The sequence below is a fragment of the Symplocastrum torsivum genome (assembly GCF_059505465.1).
Window position 1 is genome coordinate 13,124 of the sequence record NZ_JCACKQ010000002.1, and the last position, 20,929, is coordinate 34,052.

25 protein-coding genes are annotated in these 20,929 nt (G+C 45.0%); 14 read left to right on the forward strand and 11 right to left on the reverse strand.

Annotated elements, in window-relative coordinates; genetic code table 11:
• Positions 1–117 precede the first annotated feature (117 nt).
• Positions 118–1,188 (reverse strand): DNA cytosine methyltransferase, encoded by a 1,071-nt coding sequence (locus AC5JL3_RS00610; protein ID WP_496072645.1) that lies wholly within the window; start codon positions 1,186–1,188, stop codon positions 118–120.
• 190 nt (positions 1,189–1,378) lie between these two features.
• Here AC5JL3_RS00610 and AC5JL3_RS00615 point away from each other — a divergent pair, with 190 nt between their 5' ends.
• The 4 genes from AC5JL3_RS00615 (at position 1,379) to AC5JL3_RS00630 (ending at position 5,329) form a co-directional block, all read left to right on the forward strand.
• A complete protein-coding gene (locus AC5JL3_RS00615) occupies positions 1,379–1,576 on the forward strand; it encodes a hypothetical protein (RefSeq protein WP_192217340.1) in 198 nt (65 codons plus the stop codon).
• 706 nt (positions 1,577–2,282) lie between these two features.
• Entirely contained in the window at positions 2,283–3,266 is a 984-nt protein-coding gene (locus AC5JL3_RS00620) for an RNA polymerase sigma factor, RpoD/SigA family (RefSeq protein ID WP_496072646.1), read from the forward strand.
• Between the two features lie 631 nt (positions 3,267–3,897).
• Entirely contained in the window at positions 3,898–4,482 is a 585-nt protein-coding gene (locus tag AC5JL3_RS00625; RefSeq protein WP_192217338.1) for a hypothetical protein, read from the forward strand.
• 229 nt (positions 4,483–4,711) lie between these two features.
• Positions 4,712–5,329 (forward strand): pyridoxal-phosphate dependent enzyme, encoded by a 618-nt coding sequence (locus AC5JL3_RS00630; protein WP_496072647.1) that lies wholly within the window; start codon positions 4,712–4,714, stop codon positions 5,327–5,329.
• Positions 5,330–5,388: 59 nt separating this feature from the next.
• On the opposite strand, the gene AC5JL3_RS00635 is transcribed toward AC5JL3_RS00630, so the two are convergent.
• The 4 genes from AC5JL3_RS00635 to AC5JL3_RS00650 form a co-directional block, all read right to left on the reverse strand.
• Positions 5,389–5,580 carry a DUF2949 domain-containing protein gene (locus AC5JL3_RS00635; protein WP_192217336.1) on the reverse strand — a complete coding sequence of 64 codons (192 nt, stop codon included), beginning with the start codon at positions 5,578–5,580 and terminating at the stop codon, positions 5,389–5,391.
• Between the two features lie 424 nt (positions 5,581–6,004).
• Positions 6,005–6,184: a hypothetical protein gene (locus AC5JL3_RS00640; protein ID WP_496072648.1), complete on the reverse strand. Its 180-nt coding sequence runs from the start codon at positions 6,182–6,184 to the stop codon at positions 6,005–6,007.
• A 253-nt stretch (positions 6,185–6,437) separates the two neighbouring features.
• Positions 6,438–7,115, reverse strand: coding sequence for a cob(I)yrinic acid a,c-diamide adenosyltransferase (gene cobO / locus AC5JL3_RS00645; protein WP_496072649.1), 678 nt, complete (start codon positions 7,113–7,115; stop codon positions 6,438–6,440).
• Positions 7,116–7,171: 56 nt separating this feature from the next.
• Positions 7,172–7,561 carry a hypothetical protein gene (locus AC5JL3_RS00650; RefSeq protein ID WP_192217334.1) on the reverse strand — a complete coding sequence of 130 codons (390 nt, stop codon included), beginning with the start codon at positions 7,559–7,561 and terminating at the stop codon, positions 7,172–7,174.
• Positions 7,562–7,881: 320 nt separating this feature from the next.
• Between AC5JL3_RS00650 and AC5JL3_RS00655 the strand changes: the two genes are divergently transcribed.
• The 3 genes from AC5JL3_RS00655 to AC5JL3_RS00665 all read left to right on the forward strand — a co-directional run bounded on the left by AC5JL3_RS00655 (position 7,882) and on the right by AC5JL3_RS00665 (position 10,323).
• Positions 7,882–8,061 (forward strand): hypothetical protein, encoded by a 180-nt coding sequence (locus AC5JL3_RS00655; RefSeq protein ID WP_496072650.1) that lies wholly within the window; start codon positions 7,882–7,884, stop codon positions 8,059–8,061.
• A gap of 42 nt (positions 8,062–8,103) precedes the next feature.
• Positions 8,104–9,387 (forward strand): inorganic phosphate transporter, encoded by a 1,284-nt coding sequence (locus tag AC5JL3_RS00660; protein WP_496072651.1) that lies wholly within the window; start codon positions 8,104–8,106, stop codon positions 9,385–9,387.
• Positions 9,388–9,606: 219 nt separating this feature from the next.
• Positions 9,607–10,323 (forward strand): N-acetylmannosamine-6-phosphate 2-epimerase, encoded by a 717-nt coding sequence (locus AC5JL3_RS00665; RefSeq protein WP_496072652.1) that lies wholly within the window; start codon positions 9,607–9,609, stop codon positions 10,321–10,323.
• 156 nt (positions 10,324–10,479) lie between these two features.
• Here the strand turns inward: AC5JL3_RS00665 and AC5JL3_RS00670 are convergent, their stop codons facing one another.
• Positions 10,480–11,151, reverse strand: a complete 672-nt coding sequence (locus AC5JL3_RS00670; protein WP_496072653.1) for an SOS response-associated peptidase — start codon at positions 11,149–11,151, stop codon at positions 10,480–10,482.
• Between the two features lie 195 nt (positions 11,152–11,346).
• Between AC5JL3_RS00670 and AC5JL3_RS00675 the strand changes: the two genes are divergently transcribed.
• Complete coding sequence (locus AC5JL3_RS00675; RefSeq protein WP_496072654.1) at positions 11,347–11,859, forward strand: PD-(D/E)XK nuclease superfamily protein; 513 nt, start codon at positions 11,347–11,349, stop codon at positions 11,857–11,859.
• Here AC5JL3_RS00675 and AC5JL3_RS00680 read toward each other — a convergent pair.
• Positions 11,850–12,683 carry a DNA adenine methylase gene (locus AC5JL3_RS00680; RefSeq protein ID WP_496072655.1) on the reverse strand — a complete coding sequence of 278 codons (834 nt, stop codon included), beginning with the start codon at positions 12,681–12,683 and terminating at the stop codon, positions 11,850–11,852. The genes AC5JL3_RS00675 and AC5JL3_RS00680 overlap by 10 nt on opposite strands.
• Before the next feature lie 335 nt (positions 12,684–13,018).
• On the opposite strand from AC5JL3_RS00680, the gene AC5JL3_RS00685 reads away from it, so the two are divergent.
• From AC5JL3_RS00685 to AC5JL3_RS00700, 4 genes are all read left to right on the forward strand, one after another.
• On the forward strand, positions 13,019–13,222 hold the full coding sequence (locus AC5JL3_RS00685) for a DUF751 family protein (protein ID WP_192220991.1): 204 nt from the start codon (positions 13,019–13,021) through the stop codon (positions 13,220–13,222).
• A gap of 269 nt (positions 13,223–13,491) precedes the next feature.
• Positions 13,492–13,890: a 30S ribosome-binding factor RbfA gene (gene rbfA / locus AC5JL3_RS00690; protein ID WP_496072656.1), complete on the forward strand. Its 399-nt coding sequence runs from the start codon at positions 13,492–13,494 to the stop codon at positions 13,888–13,890.
• Entirely contained in the window at positions 13,887–15,551 is a 1,665-nt protein-coding gene (locus AC5JL3_RS00695; RefSeq protein ID WP_496072657.1) for a glycoside hydrolase family 3 N-terminal domain-containing protein, read from the forward strand. Before rbfA ends, AC5JL3_RS00695 begins: the two co-directional genes overlap by 4 nt.
• Before the next feature lie 261 nt (positions 15,552–15,812).
• Positions 15,813–16,055, forward strand: a complete 243-nt coding sequence (locus tag AC5JL3_RS00700; protein WP_496072658.1) for a DUF4327 family protein — start codon at positions 15,813–15,815, stop codon at positions 16,053–16,055.
• A 539-nt stretch (positions 16,056–16,594) separates the two neighbouring features.
• On the opposite strand, the gene AC5JL3_RS00705 is transcribed toward AC5JL3_RS00700, so the two are convergent.
• The 3 genes from AC5JL3_RS00705 to AC5JL3_RS00715 form a co-directional block, all read right to left on the reverse strand.
• Complete coding sequence (locus AC5JL3_RS00705; RefSeq protein ID WP_496072659.1) at positions 16,595–16,987, reverse strand: hypothetical protein; 393 nt, start codon at positions 16,985–16,987, stop codon at positions 16,595–16,597.
• Positions 16,988–17,110 carry a hypothetical protein gene (locus AC5JL3_RS00710; protein WP_277927608.1) on the reverse strand — a complete coding sequence of 41 codons (123 nt, stop codon included), beginning with the start codon at positions 17,108–17,110 and terminating at the stop codon, positions 16,988–16,990.
• A gap of 111 nt (positions 17,111–17,221) precedes the next feature.
• Complete coding sequence (locus AC5JL3_RS00715) at positions 17,222–17,572, reverse strand: hypothetical protein (RefSeq protein WP_192220984.1); 351 nt, start codon at positions 17,570–17,572, stop codon at positions 17,222–17,224.
• Positions 17,573–17,803: 231 nt separating this feature from the next.
• Between AC5JL3_RS00715 and cdf31 the strand changes: the two genes are divergently transcribed.
• A complete protein-coding gene (gene cdf31 / locus AC5JL3_RS00720; protein WP_496072660.1) occupies positions 17,804–18,727 on the forward strand; it encodes a CDF family zinc efflux transporter Cdf31 in 924 nt (307 codons plus the stop codon).
• 258 nt (positions 18,728–18,985) lie between these two features.
• Positions 18,986–19,909: a tetratricopeptide repeat protein gene (locus AC5JL3_RS00725; RefSeq protein ID WP_496072661.1), complete on the forward strand. Its 924-nt coding sequence runs from the start codon at positions 18,986–18,988 to the stop codon at positions 19,907–19,909.
• Between the two features lie 225 nt (positions 19,910–20,134).
• On the opposite strand, the gene hemJ is transcribed toward AC5JL3_RS00725, so the two are convergent.
• Positions 20,135–20,743: a protoporphyrinogen oxidase HemJ gene (hemJ, locus tag AC5JL3_RS00730; protein WP_496072662.1), complete on the reverse strand. Its 609-nt coding sequence runs from the start codon at positions 20,741–20,743 to the stop codon at positions 20,135–20,137.
• Positions 20,744–20,929 lie beyond the last annotated feature (186 nt).

A 20,929-nucleotide genomic window follows, 5' to 3' on the forward strand; every position in this document is an offset into this window, starting at 1 on the left:
GTATTTAATGATGTCGTTGGAACTCCACGACTTGGATGGAGAGACGATGTTGATGAAGTGGATAGAAAAACAGTATATTTTTTAATGATTGAAAAAAGCCAGTAGCCTAGTATTCTCTTAAAAAAGAGCAAGACTCAACTGTACTGGCTCTACAATCTTACTGGATTGTTCATTTTCTATTACATCTTTATTGGAGTCAAATAAATCTTTGTGTATTACCTGTGCTAAAGCATAGCTCAAGTTTACAGGCACCGCATTACCAATCATCTTATATCCATCAGCCAGTCTTTCATAGTAAAAAATAAATTCATCAGGAAATGTCTGAATTCTGGCACACTCTCGCACTGATAATCTCTGATAAGGTTTTGATGAATTAGGGTCAAATATCCATTGATCTTTTCCCACCTGAATCATCTTGTTTGCCTGGGGATGGATGGGTGCATGACGACCACCAGCTTGGACAGTAAAAGATGGTTCATTCCAAGCACGAACTCGGTTACGCGACATATAAATACTAGAGAACCCACCAACCATGTATTCATGATTTGGTACAAGGCAAGCTTCCCCTCGTGTCTTATTATTTGCTAAGGCTGGAGTTGCCGAATCGCGTAAATCCCAAATGGCATCTCGTAGAGTAGGAACCCCAGAACCAGGCACTAACGATTCAAAATTAAAGCATTTATTCAAATCAACGTGATAGCCAATAAAAATGACTCGCTTTCTGTCCTGTGGGACGTTATAGCACTTAGCATTCAGTAACTTGAAGGAGACAGCATAGCCAGCTTCTTCAAAGGCTGCAATGATGTTTCGTAGTGCTGAGCCATGCTTTTTATGCAGCATTCCAGAGACATTCTCTGCTAGGAAAAATAGAGGTTGCTTGTGTTTTAAAATACGCACGTACTCTAAAAACAGCCTTCCGCGATCGTCATCAATCCCTCGCTGAGTACCCCCCTCACTCCAGCTTTGGCATGGAGGACCGCCAATGATTCCAATACAATCGGGAATTTCTTCTGAAGCAATTTTTCTGATGTCTCGTCGTTCGAGAAATGTATCTGGATGATTGTGTTCGTAGGTTGACCAAATATCTTTATCGTACTCATTTGCCCATAGGACATTGAAGTCGGCTTTACGAAAGCCTATATCCAATCCGCCGCAGCCCGAAAACAAAGAGACTATCGTTTTTTTCATTGACTTTCTATTCTTCCGTAAATAAATCACAAACTTTAAAAATATGCGATCGCTCTGTTTTCGATACTTCCAAAATGCGGGGGTATTGGTTGTCTATAAAATTATTAAATTAGATAATTAGCTAATTGTCAACTTATTTCCTTAGCTAAGGTACAATGGGCTGAACGCAACTTACTGAAAAATACGGGAAATGGCACAGACACAAAGAAAGCCAGTATACATACAGCCAGAGCATCACGAAATTTTGAGGCGCATTGCTTTTGAGCAACGTTGCAACATTACGGATGTGTTGGATGCGGTGTTAGAGCAGGCAGATTGGGAAAAAACTGCGACCCAGGCGAGTAATAAACCCGTACAGAGAGCTATGGAACGGGGAGGAAGCCACTAAAGTTTGAGAGTCCCGCCGAACCTGTGCCTTGAGCAAGGGTGGTACGTTGGGAATATAAAAATTCTCGGTTTAGGCTACGATTGCATTAGCAGGAGGCTTTGCTTTTTGCATTCTCTACATAACACCTCCTTTGACCAATCAAAGTGGGTATGCAATTCCTATCCATTCCTGCTAAACTTTGGGTTTCCAGACATTACTCCATAGATCGGTTCGGTTTTCTCGCTTCGAGGGGTTGCTCAGTTCAATGCTTAGTGGGTGATCATTATATAAAGGAAGCGATACAAGCCACTTAGTTCTGTCGGTGTCATTAGGAGTATTAATTAATGTTGCGACACCATCGCCAGAGTTATCTAGCCAAGTTGTTGAACCTTTTCCTCTTTACTGGCGTCTAAATCTGTAATACGATAGTACTAAAGCAAAGTCATATTGACTTCGATTTTTTGCTCGTTTTCCAGTTATAGGCAGCGATAGGCTGGGAAACACAGCAGAATTACGGAAGAGAGACTTTCCTCAGTATCTAGCTCAACCCCTTCACGTTTTAGATCTCCTACTCTCGTTGGAGAAACTAGGCGATCCATACATCTTTTGTAGGATGTATTTTACCGATTCGCGTAAGTAACCTCATGGTGAAAGATGATCGTCGCTTTTGAGGTCGAAATCCGCGAAAGATTTACTGCTTGTTTACGACGGAGTTACAACTCAACAAATGCCCACTGCTAACACCACCAAAAAGACGACCAAGCCCACGTTCTCAGCAGATATGGTTCGCACTTACCTGCATGAGATTGGTCGTGTGCCGCTGCTGACTCATGAGCAAGAAATTGTCTTCGGTAAGCAGGTACAGCACATGATGACGCTGATCGAGGCGAAAGAAGCCTTGGCTGAAAAGCTACAGCGTGAACCGACGACCAAAGAGTGGGTAGATCACGTTAATATCGACGAAGCATCCCTGAATAAAATACTAACGCAGGGGACGCGAGCAAAGCGCAAGATGATTGAGGCAAATTTGCGCCTAGTCGTTGCGATCGCGAAAAAGTATCAGAAGCGGAATATGGAATTTCTGGATTTAATCCAGGAAGGCACCCTAGGCTTAGAGCGGGGTGTAGAGAAATTTGACCCCACACGGGGATACAAGTTCTCAACCTACGCTTACTGGTGGATTCGTCAAGCAATCACCCGTGCAATCGCTCAGCAAGCGCGTGCCATTCGTCTGCCTATTCACATCACCGAAAAACTCAACAAAATCAAGAAAGTCCAACGAGAACTTGCTCAGAGCTTAGGGCGCAATGCCACTCCCGCTGAGATTGCTCAGGAGTTGGAATTAGAACCCTCAATGATTCGGGAATACTTGAGTATTGCTCGTCAACCGATCTCGCTTGATGTTCGAGTTGGAGACAACCAGGATACCGAACTGTCTGATCTCCTGGAAGATGATGGCTTAACTCCTGTGAATTTCACAACTCAGGAGTCCCTACGGCAAGACCTGGATAACCTCCTAGCAGAACTGACCCCTCAGCAGCGCGAAGTATTAGCGCTACGTTTTGGGTTAGAAGACGGCAATGAGCTGTCACTGGCAAAAGTTGGTCAACGGCTCAACCTCAGCCGTGAGCGAGTGCGCCAATTGGAACACCAAGCTTTGGCACAGCTGCGCCGTCGTCACGGAAACGTCCGGGAGTACATCGCCAGCTAATGTAAAACGGTTTGAGTAATACACAAACAGGAGTGGTAGCAAGCAATGTTACCACTTCTTTTTTTTGCAAAAATTTTTTGAATGTTTGCGAAATCCCTCTCCTTACCGTTGAAGTTATAGGCTAGCTAGACGCCAATCAGCAGACTTCTTGCATAAGTGTCAAATCCCTAGGAGATAAATACTAGTGCAACGCCATAACAATTGCCTTTTGCAATAAGTCTGTTCAGCAGGGTTAGGAGAGTGAATTCCTTGAACTCAATACACTGGCTCAATCCCAGATCCAATTTATTCTCCACAAAACTACCGTGTGACGGGTTGTTGCTCTTGATAAAGACCACCCATTTAGGTGAGCAAGTGTTCACCCATTTGAGGGAATCGTCACCCCTAGGAACTTTGTTAACTTGTTAACAAGATCAAGTGCAAGGTGTGACGGTTAACAAACCGGTCAGAAGAGAAGTAAAAGCGAGTATTGTTCCGGTTTATAAATATCTTTAGGGCTGCTGCTCAACAAAACTCTGTTCTCGCCTAAATCAAGCGATTTTCAGCAATTTGGCTTCTAAAACCTGTACAGTCCAGCTCCCAAACGTTCAGTTCCAGGGTGTCTCGAAGTTTTTCTAAGGAGGTAACCACGGTGATTAACCGATTAGTTGGATTCTTTCTCTCGTCACGTCCGCTGCTCAATCGTTGGGAATTGCCGCTAACTGGTTTACTTCTAACCGTAGGGTTGGCAACCAATGCCTCGACTTTAGAAGCAGCGGCACCTCTGCAAGAAACTCAAGCGGCTAACTCCACTTCGGTTGCAATTGCTCAAGTTCCAGATGGCGCAATCCCAGATGGCACCTACCTCTACGGTCAGTCCTCGGAACCGGAACAAATTGGCAAAGAATATATCGTATTTGAAGCGCGTCAGGGCAAGGTAGTTGGTGCCCTATATATGCCAAGCTCAGAATATAGCTGTTTTCAGGGTACGGTTGATGCAAATCAAATGAATTTGACTGTTGCCAACCCTTACGATCAAACGGCATTTTCCCATACAATTGCTCGGACACAGCGATCCCCAATTGCGGCGGCTGGCGGACAGATAAACCTTGAAAACACCTACGACTCTCTAAGTTATCCTCATGCTGTTGGACTCGAAGGATATCAACCCATTAATCAAATTAGCGAGAACGACCAGCAAATTTTAAGTTCCTGTCTGAACGAATATCAAAGCTAGATCTGGACTCAGCAGGGGTTAGTCCTCTTAGGAACAGAAACTACATTAAGTGGTGTAGGTGGACTTGAGGTAAATAAAGCCTTAGGCTTCCTCTAGAACAACCCAATAAAACCGATCAGATGCCTGTTGGGTTTTGGTTTGGCTTGAGCCAACCTACAGCAATTCATGAAGAATAATAGAGGGCAATAGACTAGCTAGGACGACTAGATCTTTTGTCCTCTAGAAGTTTTTGCAACACAATGAACGTCTCACACCTGTATTGCTCATCTTGTGGCAAAGAGTACGAACCACGTCGTCTCTTATCTTTATGCCTAGCGATACTCCTTCATCAAACATCATCGAGTGTCAACAAACAGGTGCAAATGTAACGTTGATCGACGGCTTGATTACGGATTGTGGTCGTATTGTGAGCGATCGCAAAGAGGCAGAAGGGTGGTTTGATGTTTCGACACTCAAGGAACCTTATCAAGTTGAAGGTAAAAAAACAATGGGCTATGAGCTTGCCGAACAACTTGGTTGGGAGTTACCTGATGTCATCCTTTATCCCACAGGTGGCGGGACAGGACTGAGGGTTCCACGCGCTATTGGTGATTTCATGAGGCTTGACATCCTTCGCAACAGTGGCGGCAGTGCTGTCGCTGTGACTGATGAGGAGCTACTTTGGGCAGTAAAAGAAAGCGGTGCGGCTGAAGGTATATTTGTCACTCCTGAAGGGGGAGCCTGTCTGCCCACGCTGAAACAATTAATCAGCCAAGGTAAGGTAAGCCGGGACGAAAGGGTTGTGTTATTCAACACCGGATCAGGACTCAAATACCTCGAAGCCTTTAGAATGCTTGAACAAAAATAAATCACTTGACGAAGTATCGTTTGCCTAATTGAAACGTCCATCTTAGGCAGAATCTAAGGCTATGCTGTTTCCATCCAATCGAAAATTCGGTCTAACTGCTCTAATGTAACCAGCCCATACTGCCAAAGAATCATTGGTAAAAGATTTGGCATATCAGGCTGATGGCGTATAGCGAGGTCAATCGAAGCAGAAGGAATTGCTAAGTCATCCCTTAAAAAGTGAACTAATTTTTGGAGTCGTGTAGATTTCATTGATTGATAGAACCTCTAAGGACGGAAAAGTATTAGGGGCATCCTATTTCAGGACACATTACAGGGAAACAGCGAACCTACGGAAACCAAACCTGACGATTTTGACTTTCTAAGGGATTTCACGGCTATCTGATTTCACTGCTTCACACAACTACTTAAAGTACTTAATTATTCCGGGTGCTTCACCGAATCTTTGCCTCAACTTATTCCCATCTATACAGAATCAAAATAACCGTAGGGAGAAAAACAACTGAGGGTTCAGGCTTTAATGCGATCGCCTTTCTGCTTTTTCGGAATACCTGACAACAACCCATATCCGTCAAGCGAATTGGGAGAGGTCATAGTAAGCAGTAGTTGATAGAAGACAAATACTTAAGAAATTCAGCCAGCCGTGAGCGGTACTGTTACCGATGTCGTAATTGACTTAGCTTTCACTGTAGCAAATTAAACAGTCCCAACCCGTCGTTTTGACATTAGACGAAGCAGTAATATTGAGAATGTTGGCTTCGGGATTCTGGGCTAGCCAATTGCTAATTTTGTGATGTAGCCCTCCCAGAGTAAAATCTCCAAGGCGGGTAAGTTTAAGGTCTCTTGCCTTGAGCATAACTAACATTATTCATCCAAGTTTCTCGACACCTTTAAATTACGACTGACTGTAGCCGCTATACTTCCTCTTTTTGGGTTCACCCTATCGAGTGAAGTTTGGAACGGAAATCCACCTTTTAACCACCATTTGTAGGGGCGCAAGCCTTGCGCCCCTACCAGATATTTCACTTGTGCGTAAGTCCTACTAAAGCCAGTTCAGCAGTGTCAAGAATAATCTCTGCAACTTGAGCTTTTTATTAAAATCTCTTACATCAAAACTCAATACCAGGTTGTGCTTTAATGCCCTGTTCGCGGAAGGGGTGCTTAACAAGCGTCATTTCCGTCACCAAATCAGCTCTTTCAATTAATGCCGTTGGTGCGCCTCTGCCTGTAAGAATGATGTGAGTATTCGCTGGCTTTTCTTCCAGTCCAGCAAGAACATCCTGAACACTCAAGTAACCCAGCTTTAAGGCAATATTAACTTCATCCAACAGTACCAGACGAAAGTCAGGATTACGAATAAACCCTAACGCACTTTCCCACGCGACCTTAGCTTTTTCAATATCTCGCTCTCGATCTTGAGTTTCCCAAGTGAAGCCTTCTCCCATCGCGTGGAACTCCAACTGGGGTGCTTCTCCATCTTTAGCTAATGTCCAATGTTGGAATGCTGCTTTTTCTGCTGGTTCCCAGGCTCCCTTGATAAATTGTACGATCGCAACTCGGTAACCATGACCAAGCGATCGCAACACCATTCCTAGAGCTGCTGTTGTCTTACCTTTGCCATTACCAGTATTGACAACAATTAAACCCTTCTCTTGCGACGCTTGTGCAAGGCGTTGTTCCTGTACTTCCTTTCGTCGCTGCATTTTGGCGCGATACTGTTCTGCTGTCAACCCAGATGATTCTGAGCCAGCAACACTAGAGGATTCTAAAGTTTCATTTGAGTTCATCGGGGAATTTATCTTCATTAAAAGAGTTCAGATAACAACGACTAACGGCTAGCGCATCATAAATAATCCCAACAAGGCTGCTCTTGTTGTTCAAACAGGTGAGCGAAAGTACTATGGTCGTCCTGAGTAAAAGGTTTCTGGATGCTATCCATCCACGAGAAATCCCAGGACGGTGGCTCAAGTTCTTCAATCAGGCGTACCATATCTCCTTGATAATTCTGATTTATTACTAGCGCTTTGAGCCGCAAACGAGCAGGGACATAACGAAGATGAACAGGTAGTCCGTGTGCGAGTAGAAATTCTGCTAATTGCTCAGGATGGATGAAGATTCCCTGAGTATGGAGGCGCTGCAAAATTTCCTCAAAAGTCGGCCAGCGCTCCCCAGTTTGGAGCTGAGATGACAACGGCATATCGTTTAGAGCAATAGCGAGAAGATTTCTTTGCATAGCTGAAATAAGTTGTATTTAGAACAGAAGTGTTCTAAGTTGTGTGCAATTGAAGCGAGCGATTGCGCGAGTTTATATTACAGAAATTCAGCTTAGCTAGGTGGGTATTTTTATTTAAATCTTGGCTTTTCCCCACCAAAATGCTCCAGATTTTTCTAATTTTGGAGGTTCGCGAGGCTTAAGCTTTAGGAGCGCTTCTCTAGAACAGAGCTAGCACGTAAGCACAACACTACTTTTTTAGACTCCAGATTCTAGGATACTAATTCAAAAGCCTTAACATCCGCTTATGTAATGCTCATTACTCTTAATGGATAATTTCTATGATACCAGGCAAAATAGCTGTAACTGAAGGAGATATTACGCATCTACAAGTCGATGCAATTGTCAACGCACTCCCCGCCCAAAGGGTGATTTATACGGTTGGCTCAGTCTGGCAAGATGGTCAACAAGGAGAGCCTGTTTTATGTTGGCTTGAGTCGTCAGTCCTACAATCGCCATAGGACGATGGTGAAGGATATTTTGCTGGAAGAAGGTCAAGGGTAATGTCATCCACGGTGTTGCAATTAGTTCTGACGGGAATCCTCGCCTTCTATCTTGCTTGGAATTTGGGAGCGAACGATGTCGCCAACGCGATGGGAACCTCTGTTGGCTCTAAGGCTGTCACACTACGGCAAGCCATAGTAATTGCAGGGATTTTGGAGTTCACGGGCGCTGTTTTATTTGGTCAAGGTGTCTCTGCAACCTTGGCAACTGAAGTGGCAAATCCTGAGTTGTTTGCCGGAATGCCTCAGGTGCTAATCCTTGGTATGGTTTCCGTTTTAATTGCCTCTGGTGTATGGCTACAAATTGCTACAAGTCAGGGCTGGCCTGTATCCTCTTCCCATGCCGTTGTCGGAGCGATCGCAGGATTTAGCTGGGTAGCCGCAGGGTTTGGTGCAGTTGATTGGGCAAATATTGGTCGTATCTCATGCGCCTGGGTAGTAACGCCTCTTGTGAGTGGCGCTTTGGCAGCAGGATTTTACAGCCTTATAAAATATTCAATTCTCGACCAACCCAATCCAATCAGGCAGCTACGCGAGTGGATTCCCTGGCTAAGTGCAACACTCTTGGGCGTTTTCGGCATCATTGTGCTACCGACCATATTTGAACGCCCTCTCTTTGCCAGTTTCCCGCTTCCAGCTCACGATCTACCAATTGCCACAGGTGCTGTTGCGGCTGTTGCTCTCTCTATTATTAGCTGGCGCCAATTAGCGCGATTCACTTCAACACCAACACTTCCTTCTAAAACCTCTTCTTCCCCACTCCCCAACCCCGTAGAACGCCAACTAGGGAAGTTTCAGGTACTAAGTGCTTGCTTTGTTGCCTTTGCCCATGGCTCTAATGATGTGGGAAATGCGATCGGTCCTCTAGCCGCGATCGCCTATATTATTCGTACTAATTCTGTTCCCCTAACTGGCTTCACTGTTCCCTTGTGGATTCTTATCCTCGGCGGTAGTGGTATTGTTCTTGGGTTAGCTGTCTGGGGCAAAAAAGTAATTGCCACGATTGGGGAAAATATTATCCCTCTCCAACCTAGTGGTGGATTCTGTGCAGAACTTGCTACAGCTACCACCATTTTGCTTGCCTCGCGGATTGGGCTACCCGTTTCCACGTCCCATGCCCTGGTTGGCGGTGTTGTTGGCATTGGACTGGTGCAAAACTGGAAGAGTCTCCGCTTCCAAACACTCAAATCTATTGGTTTGGCATGGCTAATTACGCTTCCTGTGGCGGGCGGTTTAGGCGCACTTATCTTTGTTTGCCTCCGTCTACTTTTCCTTCCCGGATGACACCCCTTCTTAAGCTGAATTTTACTGACTTAATATGAATGGCACTGACTTAACTTAACGACTCTCCACCGATCAACCCTTGCGCGGGGGGGCTTTAGGTAGACGCTTGTCCCCCACCGGAGCGAAGGTGAGGAGGGGGTTTGGGGGGCAACGTCCCCCAATCCGGGTTTTTCCAACGAACGATTACTTTTCGCTTAACTCAGTGACATTCGACTTAATATGCCCGCTAACCATCTCAACCCCAGTACTGCTTTGCCTCAAGGTTTGATTATCTCTTGTCAGGCACCAGTTGACTCACCCCTACATGACCCAATCATCATTGCCGCCATGGCACAAGCGGCTAGTAATCACGGAGCGATTGGTGTTCGGATTGATACACCAGCCCATATCGAGGCAGTACGCCGACAACTCCCGACAACTCCAATTATCGGGCTGTGGAAGCAGCAGTTGCCGGAGTCTGACGTTTACATCACACCGCAGTTTCACCATGCTGCCCTTGTTGCGTCGGCTGGGGCTGATATCATCGCTATTGATGCGACCTTACGGCAACGTCCTGGTGGAGAAACCGTCGAGACGTTAATTGCTCGAATTCACGAGGAACTGAATAAACCAGTGATGGCTGATGTGGATACGATTGAAAATGCGATCGCAGCACAAAAGGCGGGTGCTGATTTCGTCGGTACAACCCTCTATGGTTACACAGCTCAAACTAAACACCTTTCCCCTCCTGGTTTTGACCTCCTCACCCAGCTTGTCGAACAGCTAGATATTCCAGCGATTTGCGAAGGTGGCATTGCCTCACCTCAGATGGCTCAAGAGGCTTTGAAACTGGGAGCGTATGCCGTTGTTGTGGGTACAGCGATTACTGGTATTGATCTGCAAGTCAAAGCCTATCAACAAGCAATACTCAATTTAGGAAACTTCCCCCCTAGGTAGCGACACTCTGCCCTTATTAGTCTTACCTAGCGAGGTTGCTAGCTACTGTTCTATGACATATGACTAAGTTGGCTGATCTCAAATGCGTTAGCGAAGCGCCTCCGAAGGAGGATCGCCTTCATACTATTGGGTCACCTGATCGGGTGAATGTTCAGCCTAAATGCTATTGATACACTCTGCACTGTCATTAACAGGCTTATTTACCACCGTACTAACTGGGTAAGCCGTCATTTCTTCAGTGGGATAGGGATGCAGCAGTGGCTGTAACAACTCTGGTTTTGTTGCCTCCTCAAGCCACAAATCATAATTCTTTGGTTCAAGAATCACTGGCATCCGGTTGTGAATTGGACGCATCAAGTCGTTTGCTTCCGTTGTTAGGACTGTGCAAGACTCAATTTCCTCACCCGTGGCATCTTGCCAATGCTCCCACAACCCAGCAAAGGCGAATGGTTCCCCGTCACTCAGACGAAAATAAAATGGCTGCTTTTGCTTCTTGTTCTCCTGTTGCTGCCACTCATAAAAACCATCGGCAACGACTAAGCATCGCCGTTTCCGGAAGGCACTTCTAAACGCTGGTTTTTCAGCTACGGTTTCTGCCCTAGCATTAATTAGCTTAGACGCCATCTTCCGGTCTTTCGCCCAGCTAGGAATTAGACCCCAATGCAACATTTTACCCTGCCGATTTGCCGATGCTGGGGGTTGTAAAACTGTTAGGACTGATTGAGTTGGCGCAATGTTATATCGAGGCTTGATGTCAGATACATTATCTATCTGAAAGGCTTCGGCAATCATTTCGGCGGACTTGCTCTGGGTATATCTTCCACACATACTTTTATCTCAAGTGCACAATTACGAAGTGGCAAGTCTATCTGTATTAAGCTAATACCACAACGTTATCGACGGCAGTACATAAGTACTATTTTAATCTAAAACTAAGCGACTTTTTGCTAATTTTTTCTGGCATCTTGTAGATGAATCCAGAAAACTAGAAAAAAAGAGCTAGTAGAGGTAATCTTTGTCTATATGATTCACCCATCGACCTTGGAAAGCACAATGAATCAGGGTGGTAGGGCTGTTATTTTTGGCAATGTCTTAGAAAGAACAGTTGAAACAATCTTACAAGTCCATGGATATACCGAAATCTGCCGAGACTTGCCGAAAAAGCGACGGCGAGAATGGCTTGTCTACTCGAAGGAATGCCTGAAACGCTATGCCAAGCAAGTTTATATTGGGTCAGGAATTTATGGAACGGATATCTATGTAGACTTTTATATTTTTGATACGGTATCAATTCCTGCTGGTTTAATTGTTGAGTGCAAATGGCAGCAATCGGGCGGTTCGGTTGATGAAAAACTTCCTTATCTCAATTTAAATATCCAAACTTGCTATCCAGCCCCTGCTGTAGTGTTGATTGATGGGGAAGGGATGAAGAAGGGTGCGATCGCGTGGTTAACCAAGCAAGTCAGTTCTAACCCTAACCTCCTAGCTGTCCATAACTTAGCTAGTTTTATGATTTGGGCAAATAATCATCTTTGATAGGAAGTAATCAAGACTTCAGAAATTCTACCCCGCTTGCTAGCCTTTGAGTTAATTAATCGAGAGGCTGAGATCGGGTTAATGTTAAAGTCACTGTAGAGGTTTCGGATAAATTCGCAATCTGAATTAGAAAGCATCACATTAACGCCACGACTTGCTAATTTTGCAAAGACATCTTTAAGTCTTATCTGGTCATCTTGATTAAAAGAGTTGCGACTATACGCTGTAAAGTTACTCGTAGGACTTAAAGGGTGATAGGGTGGATCGAAGTAAACGAAATCATTACTACTGCTTGCATATTCAAGGATATCCTCAAAAGGTCTAACCACAATTTGGGCATTTTGCAATGCAGCACAAACTGAACGGAGTAATGGAGGATTACAGATTTTAGGGCTTTTATATTTCCCAATTGGAACATTAAACTCCCCTTTGGAGTTTTCTCTATACAAGCCGTTGAAGCAAGTTTTGTTGAGATAAATTAAACGAGCCGCTTTTTCCGTATTACTAATACAGTTACTTTGACGAATCTGATAGTAATACTCGGAACAATGGTTGCGTTGATGCACTTCTAAGCTTTCAATCAACTCCTCAACGTTATCCCTAACACAGCGGTAAGCATTCACGAGTTCAGCATTAATGTCTGTCAGTGTAGCTGAGTAGGGATTGAGATAAAAGAATACAGCGCCACCACCCAAAAAAGGTTCATAGTAGGTCTTAAACCTCTTGGGAAAATAAGGGATATATTGCTGAATCAGCTTATTTTTTCCACCAGCCCACTTGAGAAAGGGACGTGGTGAAGGAGATTGTAGAACACTAGTAGACATTTATCTAAAAATAGCTGATTGATAAAAACTAACCTCTATTCTCGCTTCGGTGCCTGCTGGGTGTCCTCTCTGCTGAAGTAGTTCCGTTTGCCAAGAGAATACTATGGTAACGGCAACGATACTAGCCAAACAGTGCGTCTTAGCCTAGAACATCAGGAAGATTATGATTAGAGCCTACGCAAAGAGCAACCTGGATGCTGTTGTGAAGGTTTGGAAAAGGCTTTCGTCTAGTTAGCAGGACTCAAACGTAACACCATTGCTTGTCGATCGCGCTCACAAATGCTACCAGTTAAGAGGCAGTGACTATTAGCCGTTTGGGTTCGGCGGCTCTACTTATGAATGAATTTTTGCAAAACGTTTCTCGCTATCCACGCTACTTTATCACCATCGTCTTAGGAATCTTCTTTGCGCTATTTGGGAACTTAAAGCCGTTGATGAAAAATCCTGTCACTGCGATCGCGGTACTTGGGGTATTCATTGGAGGCTTCTGTTTCCTTACCTTCACTCTCCGCGCCATGCTGGGGTTGAGTCCGATGTAAACTAGTACTCTATCAATCACTTGAGTCGTTTTGTCGTATCCGCTTAAAGATGCAACAAAACGGTGTCTGTATAAGCAGCATCTGTATCTGTCATTTCCAGCTTGACAGGTCACTATTAGTTTGCCTGACTCGAAGGCTCTTGAGCGGGTACTAGTTGCTGAATCTCCCTTTTGACGGACGTTATAAGAATCAACTCCCCGTCACAATTCCTGTAGGCAACTACAAGGAGTTGTTTGAAATAATTCCTGTACTGTAACAAGGGGGGCGTTATGCCTACAAGTCGCCGGGTTTCTCGCGTTGCTGCGCTGATTCAGGAAGAAGTCAGCCAGATGGTACTTCACGATATCAAAGATGATCGTGTAGGTGCAGGGATGGTTAGCATTACCGATGTCGATGTTTCGGGTGACCTCCAACATGCCAAAATCTATGTGTCGATCTATGGCACTGATGAGGCAAGAGTAGAGACAATGGCTGGGTTAAAGTCAGCCACAGGTTATGTCCGTCGTGAGTTAGGTCGGCGGATGCGTCTGCGTCGAACACCAGAGGTGGTGTTTATCGAAGACAGAGGAATTGAGCGAGGCGATCGCATGTTGGCATTGCTGAATCAGCTAAACCAAGAGCGTCAAGGCAAAGAACTAGAAGAGGATATTCCTGAGGCGGAAAATTGAAAAACGGGCTGAAGTCACTGCCAGATTTGAATGACCTTTCCCTAAAAGAGCAGGTCGCGCAAATGGTCGTAGTTCGGGCATCTGGCTACCTGTTCGATCACCAAATTCGATATCCGGCTTGGGAACCTCCAGCGGCTCAATTGCAGCACTGGTTGCAAGATTTAGGGGTCGGGGGTGTGATTTTATTGGGAGGTAGTGCTGGGGAACTAGCGCTGAGAACACAGCAACTTCAAGATTGGGCAAAAATCCCCTTATTAATTGCTGCTGACATTGAAGAAGGCGTAGGTCAACGCTTTGCTGGTGCAACCTGGTTTCCCCCACCGATGGCAATTGGGTCAATTGCCTTGAAAGATCCACGACAAGCTGAATTTTACGCCGAGCAAATGGGCGCCATTACCGCTCAGGAAGCGTTGGCAATTGGGATCAACTGGGTTCTCGCTCCCGTTGTCGATGTGAACAACAATCCCCGCAACCCCGTGATTAACGTCCGGGCATTTGGTGAGACACCTGAAGCGGTGAGCCAATTGGCATCTGCTTTTATCCGAGGAGCGAAACAGTATCCTGTATTAACTACGGCTAAACACTTTCCCGGACATGGCGATACAGCAACCGATTCTCATATCGATCTGCCTGTCTTGCCTCACTCGCCAGCGCGACTTGCGAAAGTGGAACTTCCTCCGTTTGCTAATGCGATCGCATCGGGTGTCGATACCGTAATGAGTGCCCACCTGCTGATTCCGGCTTGGGATGAACAAAATCCTGCAACACTATCTGAGCTAGTGTTGACGGAGTTGCTGCGATGCTGCTTGAAATTTGAGGGTTTGATTGTCACAGATGCCCTAATTATGGGTGCGATCGCCAACTGCTATGGAGAAAACGTTGCCCCTGTAATGGCTGTAGAAGCGGGTGCTGATATTTTGCTGATGCCCGCTAACCCGGAAGGCGCGATTCAGGCGGTATGTGATGCCGTCGAGGATGGGCGCATCTCACCCGAACGCATTCAAGACTCTGTTGAGCGAATTTGGAAAGCTAAAGAAAAGGTAGCTCTAGCGTCAGAGGCACAGAAAGAAACCTCTAAGCTAACCTCCCCTATTCACATTGCCTTGAATCAAATTGCCCAACCTGTTGCTTTAGCTACGGCAGCGAAGATTCTCAAAGATTCCCAACAAGTTGCGGGTTCCCTGCCTTTACAACCGAAATCCTACAGTAGCCATAAGCTACGCAACCTGATTGTCGTAGATGATGCCCTAGCTTGTGACTTTCTGGGACGCAATACACCTGCTGTCGCTTTCCCAACTCAACTCGGCTACGAACTTCAAATTGTTGACAGCCATACCCCACCGACGCAGGAAGAGGCTGATGCTGTGATCGCTAAGCAACCAACACTGCTACAGCTATTTATCCGGGGTAACCCGTTCCGAGGAAGTGCTGGATTAACGCCAATTGCTGAGCAGTGGTTTAAGAAATTATTAAAAACGGATGATCTACAGGCTCTAATAATTTACGGTAGCCCTTATGTCCTAACGCAGTTTCTCCCACATTTGCCAGCCGAGACCCCTTGTGTGTTTTCCTATGGACAGATGCCGGAAGCACAAGCGATCGCTCTTGAAGTTTTGTTTTCTCAAAATGTGCCACTTAGTAGTTTCGCGCTCTTTCTTTAAGTTTTGTTAAGATTTTGTCAACCTAACCTTTACAAAGCGATTAGCTAGACACCCCAAACTAGCTAAGGAGAACCCCAAAGCGCAAGCATTTCGGGGTGAGGCAGCTACGCTTGAGCATCTCTCACTATGTTTACCTTTAGTGACTCTTATCAAAAAAGCAAAAATCTTTGTAACTCTCTATACTGAACTAAATTTCTTTTCCCGCTAGCGAGTATTCGATTATAGTTAATCGTAGCTCTGTTCTTTACCAGGCTAATACCTATGAGTGCTAACTTAATGCAATCTACGCCCCCAGTACACTACTCTATCGACGTGATTCAAGACGAAGCACGGCATTTGGTAGAGAAGGGCATCGTTAGTCGTCAGCAACCAATCTATGTGCTTTGCCAGTATATCCCTGCTCGTGAGTGGGTTTGCATTGAATGCGAACTAGAGCGGTGTAACTTCTTGCTCAGAGACCGCATTGCTGATTTGATGGGTAACGAAGAGTGGGATAACGACTAAGTCCTGCGTGTGTTGAACAGAAGGAAGACAAGCGCTAGGTGCTTCAAGGCACTGAAAATCAATTTACACTGCCTGAATGCCACTAGAGGAATGTGAGATTAACTGGCTAGCCTGCCGATCATCACTGGCGAAGTTTGAGACGGATATCTGAACAGATCAAGCAACATAGAGCATAGTGTTCCCTTAAGCTCTACCTGGTTTCGTGCCTGTTGATACTAAAAATTTGTTAAAGCACACCCCTATTGGTTTTAGAAGTTAATTCTTGCCTCAAAAATTAAGGGCGATAATCACTGGTCAATTTTTGACCTTTTACTTTGTACCCTGTTTAACTCTCCTAAATAATCTTCCTTTAGAAAGAGTTAGTTCACAAAGTGGACATGATAATGATCAGCTTCATTGCTTCACAAAAAGACACAGATTAATAAGTTTGGTATAAAAACAACGCAATCATCTTGCTGGCGCAGGAGTTGCGCCAACTTACAGAATCCACTATCAACCTATAGTTGATTCCCGAAATTACAGCAGATTGAGTGCGAACCTTAGGTGTTGGCTTCAGGGTTACGCAGCTTCTCTAGCTCAGTTCGGATAGCGGCGATTTGGGCAGTAAGTTCCTCAATCTCCAGTTGCACATTCGGCGGAGTCGTCATCGTTGGAGGGGTTGTAACGCTATCGCTAGACGTTCCGGCTGTTGGGTAGGGATTCGAGTTGCTTTGTTGCCTTAATATCGACTCAATAAAACTTCGGGCTTCTTGCTCGGTGATTTGTCCTTTTTCTGCCCATTCCGTCACCCGCTGAGTTAATTCTGATCTCAACTGGGTTAAGTTTTCTTCTCGCTTTTGAGGGTCTTGCAACGTTTCAACGAGGGAAGTAGTTGCCCCTAGAGAAACTCGAAACCCAGTTTGTAGTAGTTCTAAGAGATTGTTGGAGTTCATCTAAGTAATCTTTGCTGTGAGTTTATGCCGGGATGAGAGAATACCCGTCAAGTTGACATTTTTACGCTGACTGGTTGGTAAGGCGATCGCTGTTGGTTGCGAGATGTGAGACGGTGCTACCAAATTATGACCTTAATAAGGTTGTAGCGACTGCCTCGAAAGTCGCCCAATAGCAAAAAACTAACCACGTCTTTTCACCTAATTAACACTGAATCCCTGTTTCTTCAACAGCCTCTAGCCTACTTGCTCAAGATACTGGCTTACATCCTCAATCAGGCGAGTCAGTTCTGCTTCTGTCGTTAGGCGGATACGCTCATCGCGCAGAGTAATTAAAACTTTGGCGGCAAAGGGAGTTGGCCAAATGTTGGGATTGCAGAAGACTTCGAGAAAGACATCCCCAGAAAAGCGGTACTCCATCGGTTTTTGAGGATTGGGTTTGCCGCCACCACTGGCAGCTTGAGTTACCGCTTTTAGGCTTTGCATCAATTGCGCGATCGCAGATTGCAAATCTCTAGCCGCCTCTGCTGTGAAACTAAACGAAACCGAACCCTCGACCAGATTGAGAGTGAGTTGAGGTAAAGCCATGGGCAATGAATCTTTATATTTGATACTAATGCTAGAAGATGTAATCAAGTTCCTGGAAGAATTTACCAAAGAATCAGGTGAGTTGGGGTGTCTTTATTAAAAAGAATCTCAAGAAGCTGGGGAAATTACTGAAGTTAAATAGAACTCAGCTTAATTAATAGTAAGGCTTTCAGGCATTCTAGCCACTAAACTAAATGCTAAGGGCGTTAATAAAATAATTGGGTAGCGTCTATGGTGCTAGATAACCGCTCGGAAGTTCGTAAAGTCTTACTGATTACTCTGCTACTCAATCTATTTGTAATGGGATTAAAGGCAGTTGTAGGATTTTCGACGGGTTCTCTCAGTCTGCAAGCGGATGCGTTGCATAGTGTGACTGATAGTGCCAACAATGTTTTGGGTTTAATTGCCAGTCGCTTTTCTTCCCCTCAACCCGATCGAGATCATCCCTATGGACACCAGAAATTTGAAGCCTTAGGTGCGTTGGGGATTGCTGCTTTTTTGGGCATTGCTTGTTTTGAAATTCTTCAAGGAGGGATTGAGCGCTTGTTTCAGGGGCTGACTCCGATTAATATCTCGGTCTCTGAACTATGGTTGCTGTTGATTGTTCTGGGTGTCAATATTTTTGTTACCTTCTATGAGCGACATGTCGGCAAGCGAGTCGGCAGCGCCATTTTGATTGCTGATGCCCAACATACGATGAGCGATGTTTGGATAACGATTACTGTTCTGGTAGGGTTAATTGGAGTTTGGCAGGGGCGAGTCTTAAATTTTCCCCAACTACAGTGGTTGGATGTAATTCTCGCTTTTCCTGTCGCGCTGCTAGTGTTTAGCAGTGGTTGGAATGTGTTGAAGGATAATTTACCCTGGCTAGTCGATGAAATGGCGATCGCACCTGAAGCCATTCAATCCATCGTCATGGAAGTTCCTGGTGTTATTAACTGCCACGACATTGCTTCCCGTGGACTTTTAGGGCGTCAAGTCTTCATTGAAATGCACATGATTGTAAATGCCAAAGACGTGGAAACCGCGCACCAAATTACCGAGGCTGTGGAACATCGTTTAGAAGAACGCTTCAGTCCTGTTCGAGTTGTGATTCATGTTGAGCCACCAAATTACCAGTCTCATCAGATTAGCTTTGAGCAAGAAACAACCTAGAAAGCTCATAGTTTTCCACAGACATGGGCACTTTTCCACAGAAAATTGCGAGTTTTCCACAAACATAAGGAAAAGCTAATCTTTGTCAGCGCATTTCTTAACAAGGAAATGATTAGCCAAGTTTGACAGCTTGTCTTTTGACCTTGACAGTTGCTCCTCACAAAATAAGACAACTTTTAAATTTCCGAGTTGAGTTCTCTCAAACGAGGACTTGAGATATACCAATTTACTAAAACCTACATTACACATCTGTCAGCTATGAGTCGCTTCTACAGAATCTTGATTAGCTTGGGTATTGTTGTTGCCATCCTTATTCTTCCGTTCAAGACACAAGCTTTGGCTGCACCAACATCCAGCACAGCAATAAGTGCTAACGACTTTTTGATTTTGGGCGTGGAGAAGACTTCACAAGGGAACTTACAGCAAGCGATTGAAGACTTCACACAAGCGATCGCACTTGATTCTAACTTGGCAGTTGCCTACATCAATCGGTGTCTAGTCTACATCCAGTTAGGAGACTATCAGTATGCTACGGAAGATTGTACTCAGGCACTGCAATACAATCCTAATAACGTTGAAGCTTATCTCAATCGGGGTCTCGCCTACTACAGACAAGGACGTTATCAAGCGGCCGTCGCTGATTATAACCAGGTGACTCAGTTCAATCCCGTGGACTACCGAGCTTACTACAACCGGGGGCTAGCGCGTTTTGAGCAGGAAGATTATCAAGGTGCGATCGCAGATTACAACCAGGCATTACGCCAGATTTTGCAGCAAGACAATCAACAACTCGCTACAATCTACAACGATCGTGGACTGGCATACTTGCAGCAAGGAAACCTTTCTGGAGCAATGCTAGACTTCTCTAGGGCAATTCGCCTTAATGTCAATGATGCCAGGGCTTACTATAACCGAGGCTGCGCTTGTCATCGACAAGGAGATTATGCTGGTGCAATTCGAGACTTCACGCACTCACTACAACACCATCCCAATCAAGCAGAAGCCTATGTCAATCGTGGGCTTGTTCGTTACCAAATTGGGTATCAGCAAGCTGCTTTTGAAGATTTGTATCGGGCAGCGAAATGCTTTTGTAATCAAAGACAGATGAGAGCTTATCGCCAAACTCTCAACTTGATCCAAAAGCTAAGGCAGCCCTCTCCCATTTCCTTTGAAGTCGCGTAGTTTCTTGATGAAGAACCATGAGAACTCAGCGTGTTGCACAATCACAGGATGATTTTGTGGAATGGGCGTATAATCTACGCCCATTAAACTTATAGCTGAAACCGGAATTTTAAAGGGTGCAAGCCTTGCACCCCTACACAAATTCAGGCAAGAAACAGGTGGATGAATCGCCATCCCTTTCATTGTGCAACGCCCAACTCAGGGCAATTTTCTTCTGGAAGTCCCTCAAGCAGATAACTGTCCAGTCATCTCATCCTCTTTCCGTTGAGATTCAGCTTGGGAGGCAAGGAGTTTTTCCTTATCCTGCTTGCGTTTTTTAGCATAGAACTGAATCGTTGCTGCCATGACAATAATCATGCCTAAGATTCCCCAAGCGGTGATATCTGTGGGTAAATTGTTTTTAAACACCGCTAACAAGACAATTGCCACTAAAAGGACGGTTGGGACTTCATTGAGAACGCGAAAATGCTGACTATTCCAAGTACATTTGTCGGCTGCTAGTTGGCGCATGAGGCGACCACAGTAATGATGGTAGCCAATTAAAGCGACAACAAAAGCCAGTTTGATGTGTAACCAACCGTCTTTCATCACTTCTGGCTCAGTAGTCAATAACGCGATCGCCATTATGACTGTCAGCACCATTCCTGGCGTTGTAATCAGCTTATAAAGACGTTTCTCCATAATCTGATATTGGTTTTTTAGAATCGTTTGGGCGGGTTCCGGCTCCTGTGCCGCCTCAGCGTGATAGACAAAAAGACGTACCAGGTAGAATAACCCGGCAAACCAAACGACAACCCCAATCAAGTGAAATGCTTTGAACCAGTAATAAGCCATGAATTGTGTCCTCTACTGTTGAGTCGCTCGTTGTAGGTGAGCATTGTCCATCCTACTTGCTTTACACCAGGAGGGTTTACGTTGCCTTTACAGAATTTCAACAAAAAAACAGGCTACGCCAGAAGACAACCTGCCTAAAATCAACATTAAGTATTTGGATTCACTGGTTTACCAACAACAACTCAG

Coding starts and splice junctions, on each gene's coding strand:
- AC5JL3_RS00610 (WP_496072645.1), bottom strand. CDS start 1,188: ATGAAAAAAACGATAGTCTCTTTGTTTTCGGGCTGCGGCGGATTGGAT.
- AC5JL3_RS00615 (WP_192217340.1), top strand. CDS start 1,379: ATGGCACAGACACAAAGAAAGCCAGTATACATACAGCCAGAGCATCAC.
- AC5JL3_RS00620 (WP_496072646.1), top strand. CDS start 2,283: ATGCCCACTGCTAACACCACCAAAAAGACGACCAAGCCCACGTTCTCA.
- AC5JL3_RS00635 (WP_192217336.1), bottom strand. CDS start 5,580: ATGAAATCTACACGACTCCAAAAATTAGTTCACTTTTTAAGGGATGAC.
- AC5JL3_RS00640 (WP_496072648.1), bottom strand. CDS start 6,184: ATGCTCAAGGCAAGAGACCTTAAACTTACCCGCCTTGGAGATTTTACT.
- cobO (WP_496072649.1), bottom strand. CDS start 7,115: ATGAACTCAAATGAAACTTTAGAATCCTCTAGTGTTGCTGGCTCAGAA.
- AC5JL3_RS00650 (WP_192217334.1), bottom strand. CDS start 7,561: ATGCAAAGAAATCTTCTCGCTATTGCTCTAAACGATATGCCGTTGTCA.
- AC5JL3_RS00655 (WP_496072650.1), top strand. CDS start 7,882: ATGATACCAGGCAAAATAGCTGTAACTGAAGGAGATATTACGCATCTA.
- AC5JL3_RS00660 (WP_496072651.1), top strand. CDS start 8,104: ATGTCATCCACGGTGTTGCAATTAGTTCTGACGGGAATCCTCGCCTTC.
- AC5JL3_RS00665 (WP_496072652.1), top strand. CDS start 9,607: ATGCCCGCTAACCATCTCAACCCCAGTACTGCTTTGCCTCAAGGTTTG.
- AC5JL3_RS00670 (WP_496072653.1), bottom strand. CDS start 11,151: ATGTGTGGAAGATATACCCAGAGCAAGTCCGCCGAAATGATTGCCGAA.
- AC5JL3_RS00675 (WP_496072654.1), top strand. CDS start 11,347: ATGATTCACCCATCGACCTTGGAAAGCACAATGAATCAGGGTGGTAGG.
- AC5JL3_RS00680 (WP_496072655.1), bottom strand. CDS start 12,683: ATGTCTACTAGTGTTCTACAATCTCCTTCACCACGTCCCTTTCTCAAG.
- AC5JL3_RS00685 (WP_192220991.1), top strand. CDS start 13,019: ATGAATGAATTTTTGCAAAACGTTTCTCGCTATCCACGCTACTTTATC.
- rbfA (WP_496072656.1), top strand. CDS start 13,492: ATGCCTACAAGTCGCCGGGTTTCTCGCGTTGCTGCGCTGATTCAGGAA.
- AC5JL3_RS00700 (WP_496072658.1), top strand. CDS start 15,813: ATGAGTGCTAACTTAATGCAATCTACGCCCCCAGTACACTACTCTATC.
- AC5JL3_RS00705 (WP_496072659.1), bottom strand. CDS start 16,987: ATGAACTCCAACAATCTCTTAGAACTACTACAAACTGGGTTTCGAGTT.
- AC5JL3_RS00715 (WP_192220984.1), bottom strand. CDS start 17,572: ATGGCTTTACCTCAACTCACTCTCAATCTGGTCGAGGGTTCGGTTTCG.
- cdf31 (WP_496072660.1), top strand. CDS start 17,804: ATGGTGCTAGATAACCGCTCGGAAGTTCGTAAAGTCTTACTGATTACT.
- AC5JL3_RS00725 (WP_496072661.1), top strand. CDS start 18,986: ATGAGTCGCTTCTACAGAATCTTGATTAGCTTGGGTATTGTTGTTGCC.
- hemJ (WP_496072662.1), bottom strand. CDS start 20,743: ATGGCTTATTACTGGTTCAAAGCATTTCACTTGATTGGGGTTGTCGTT.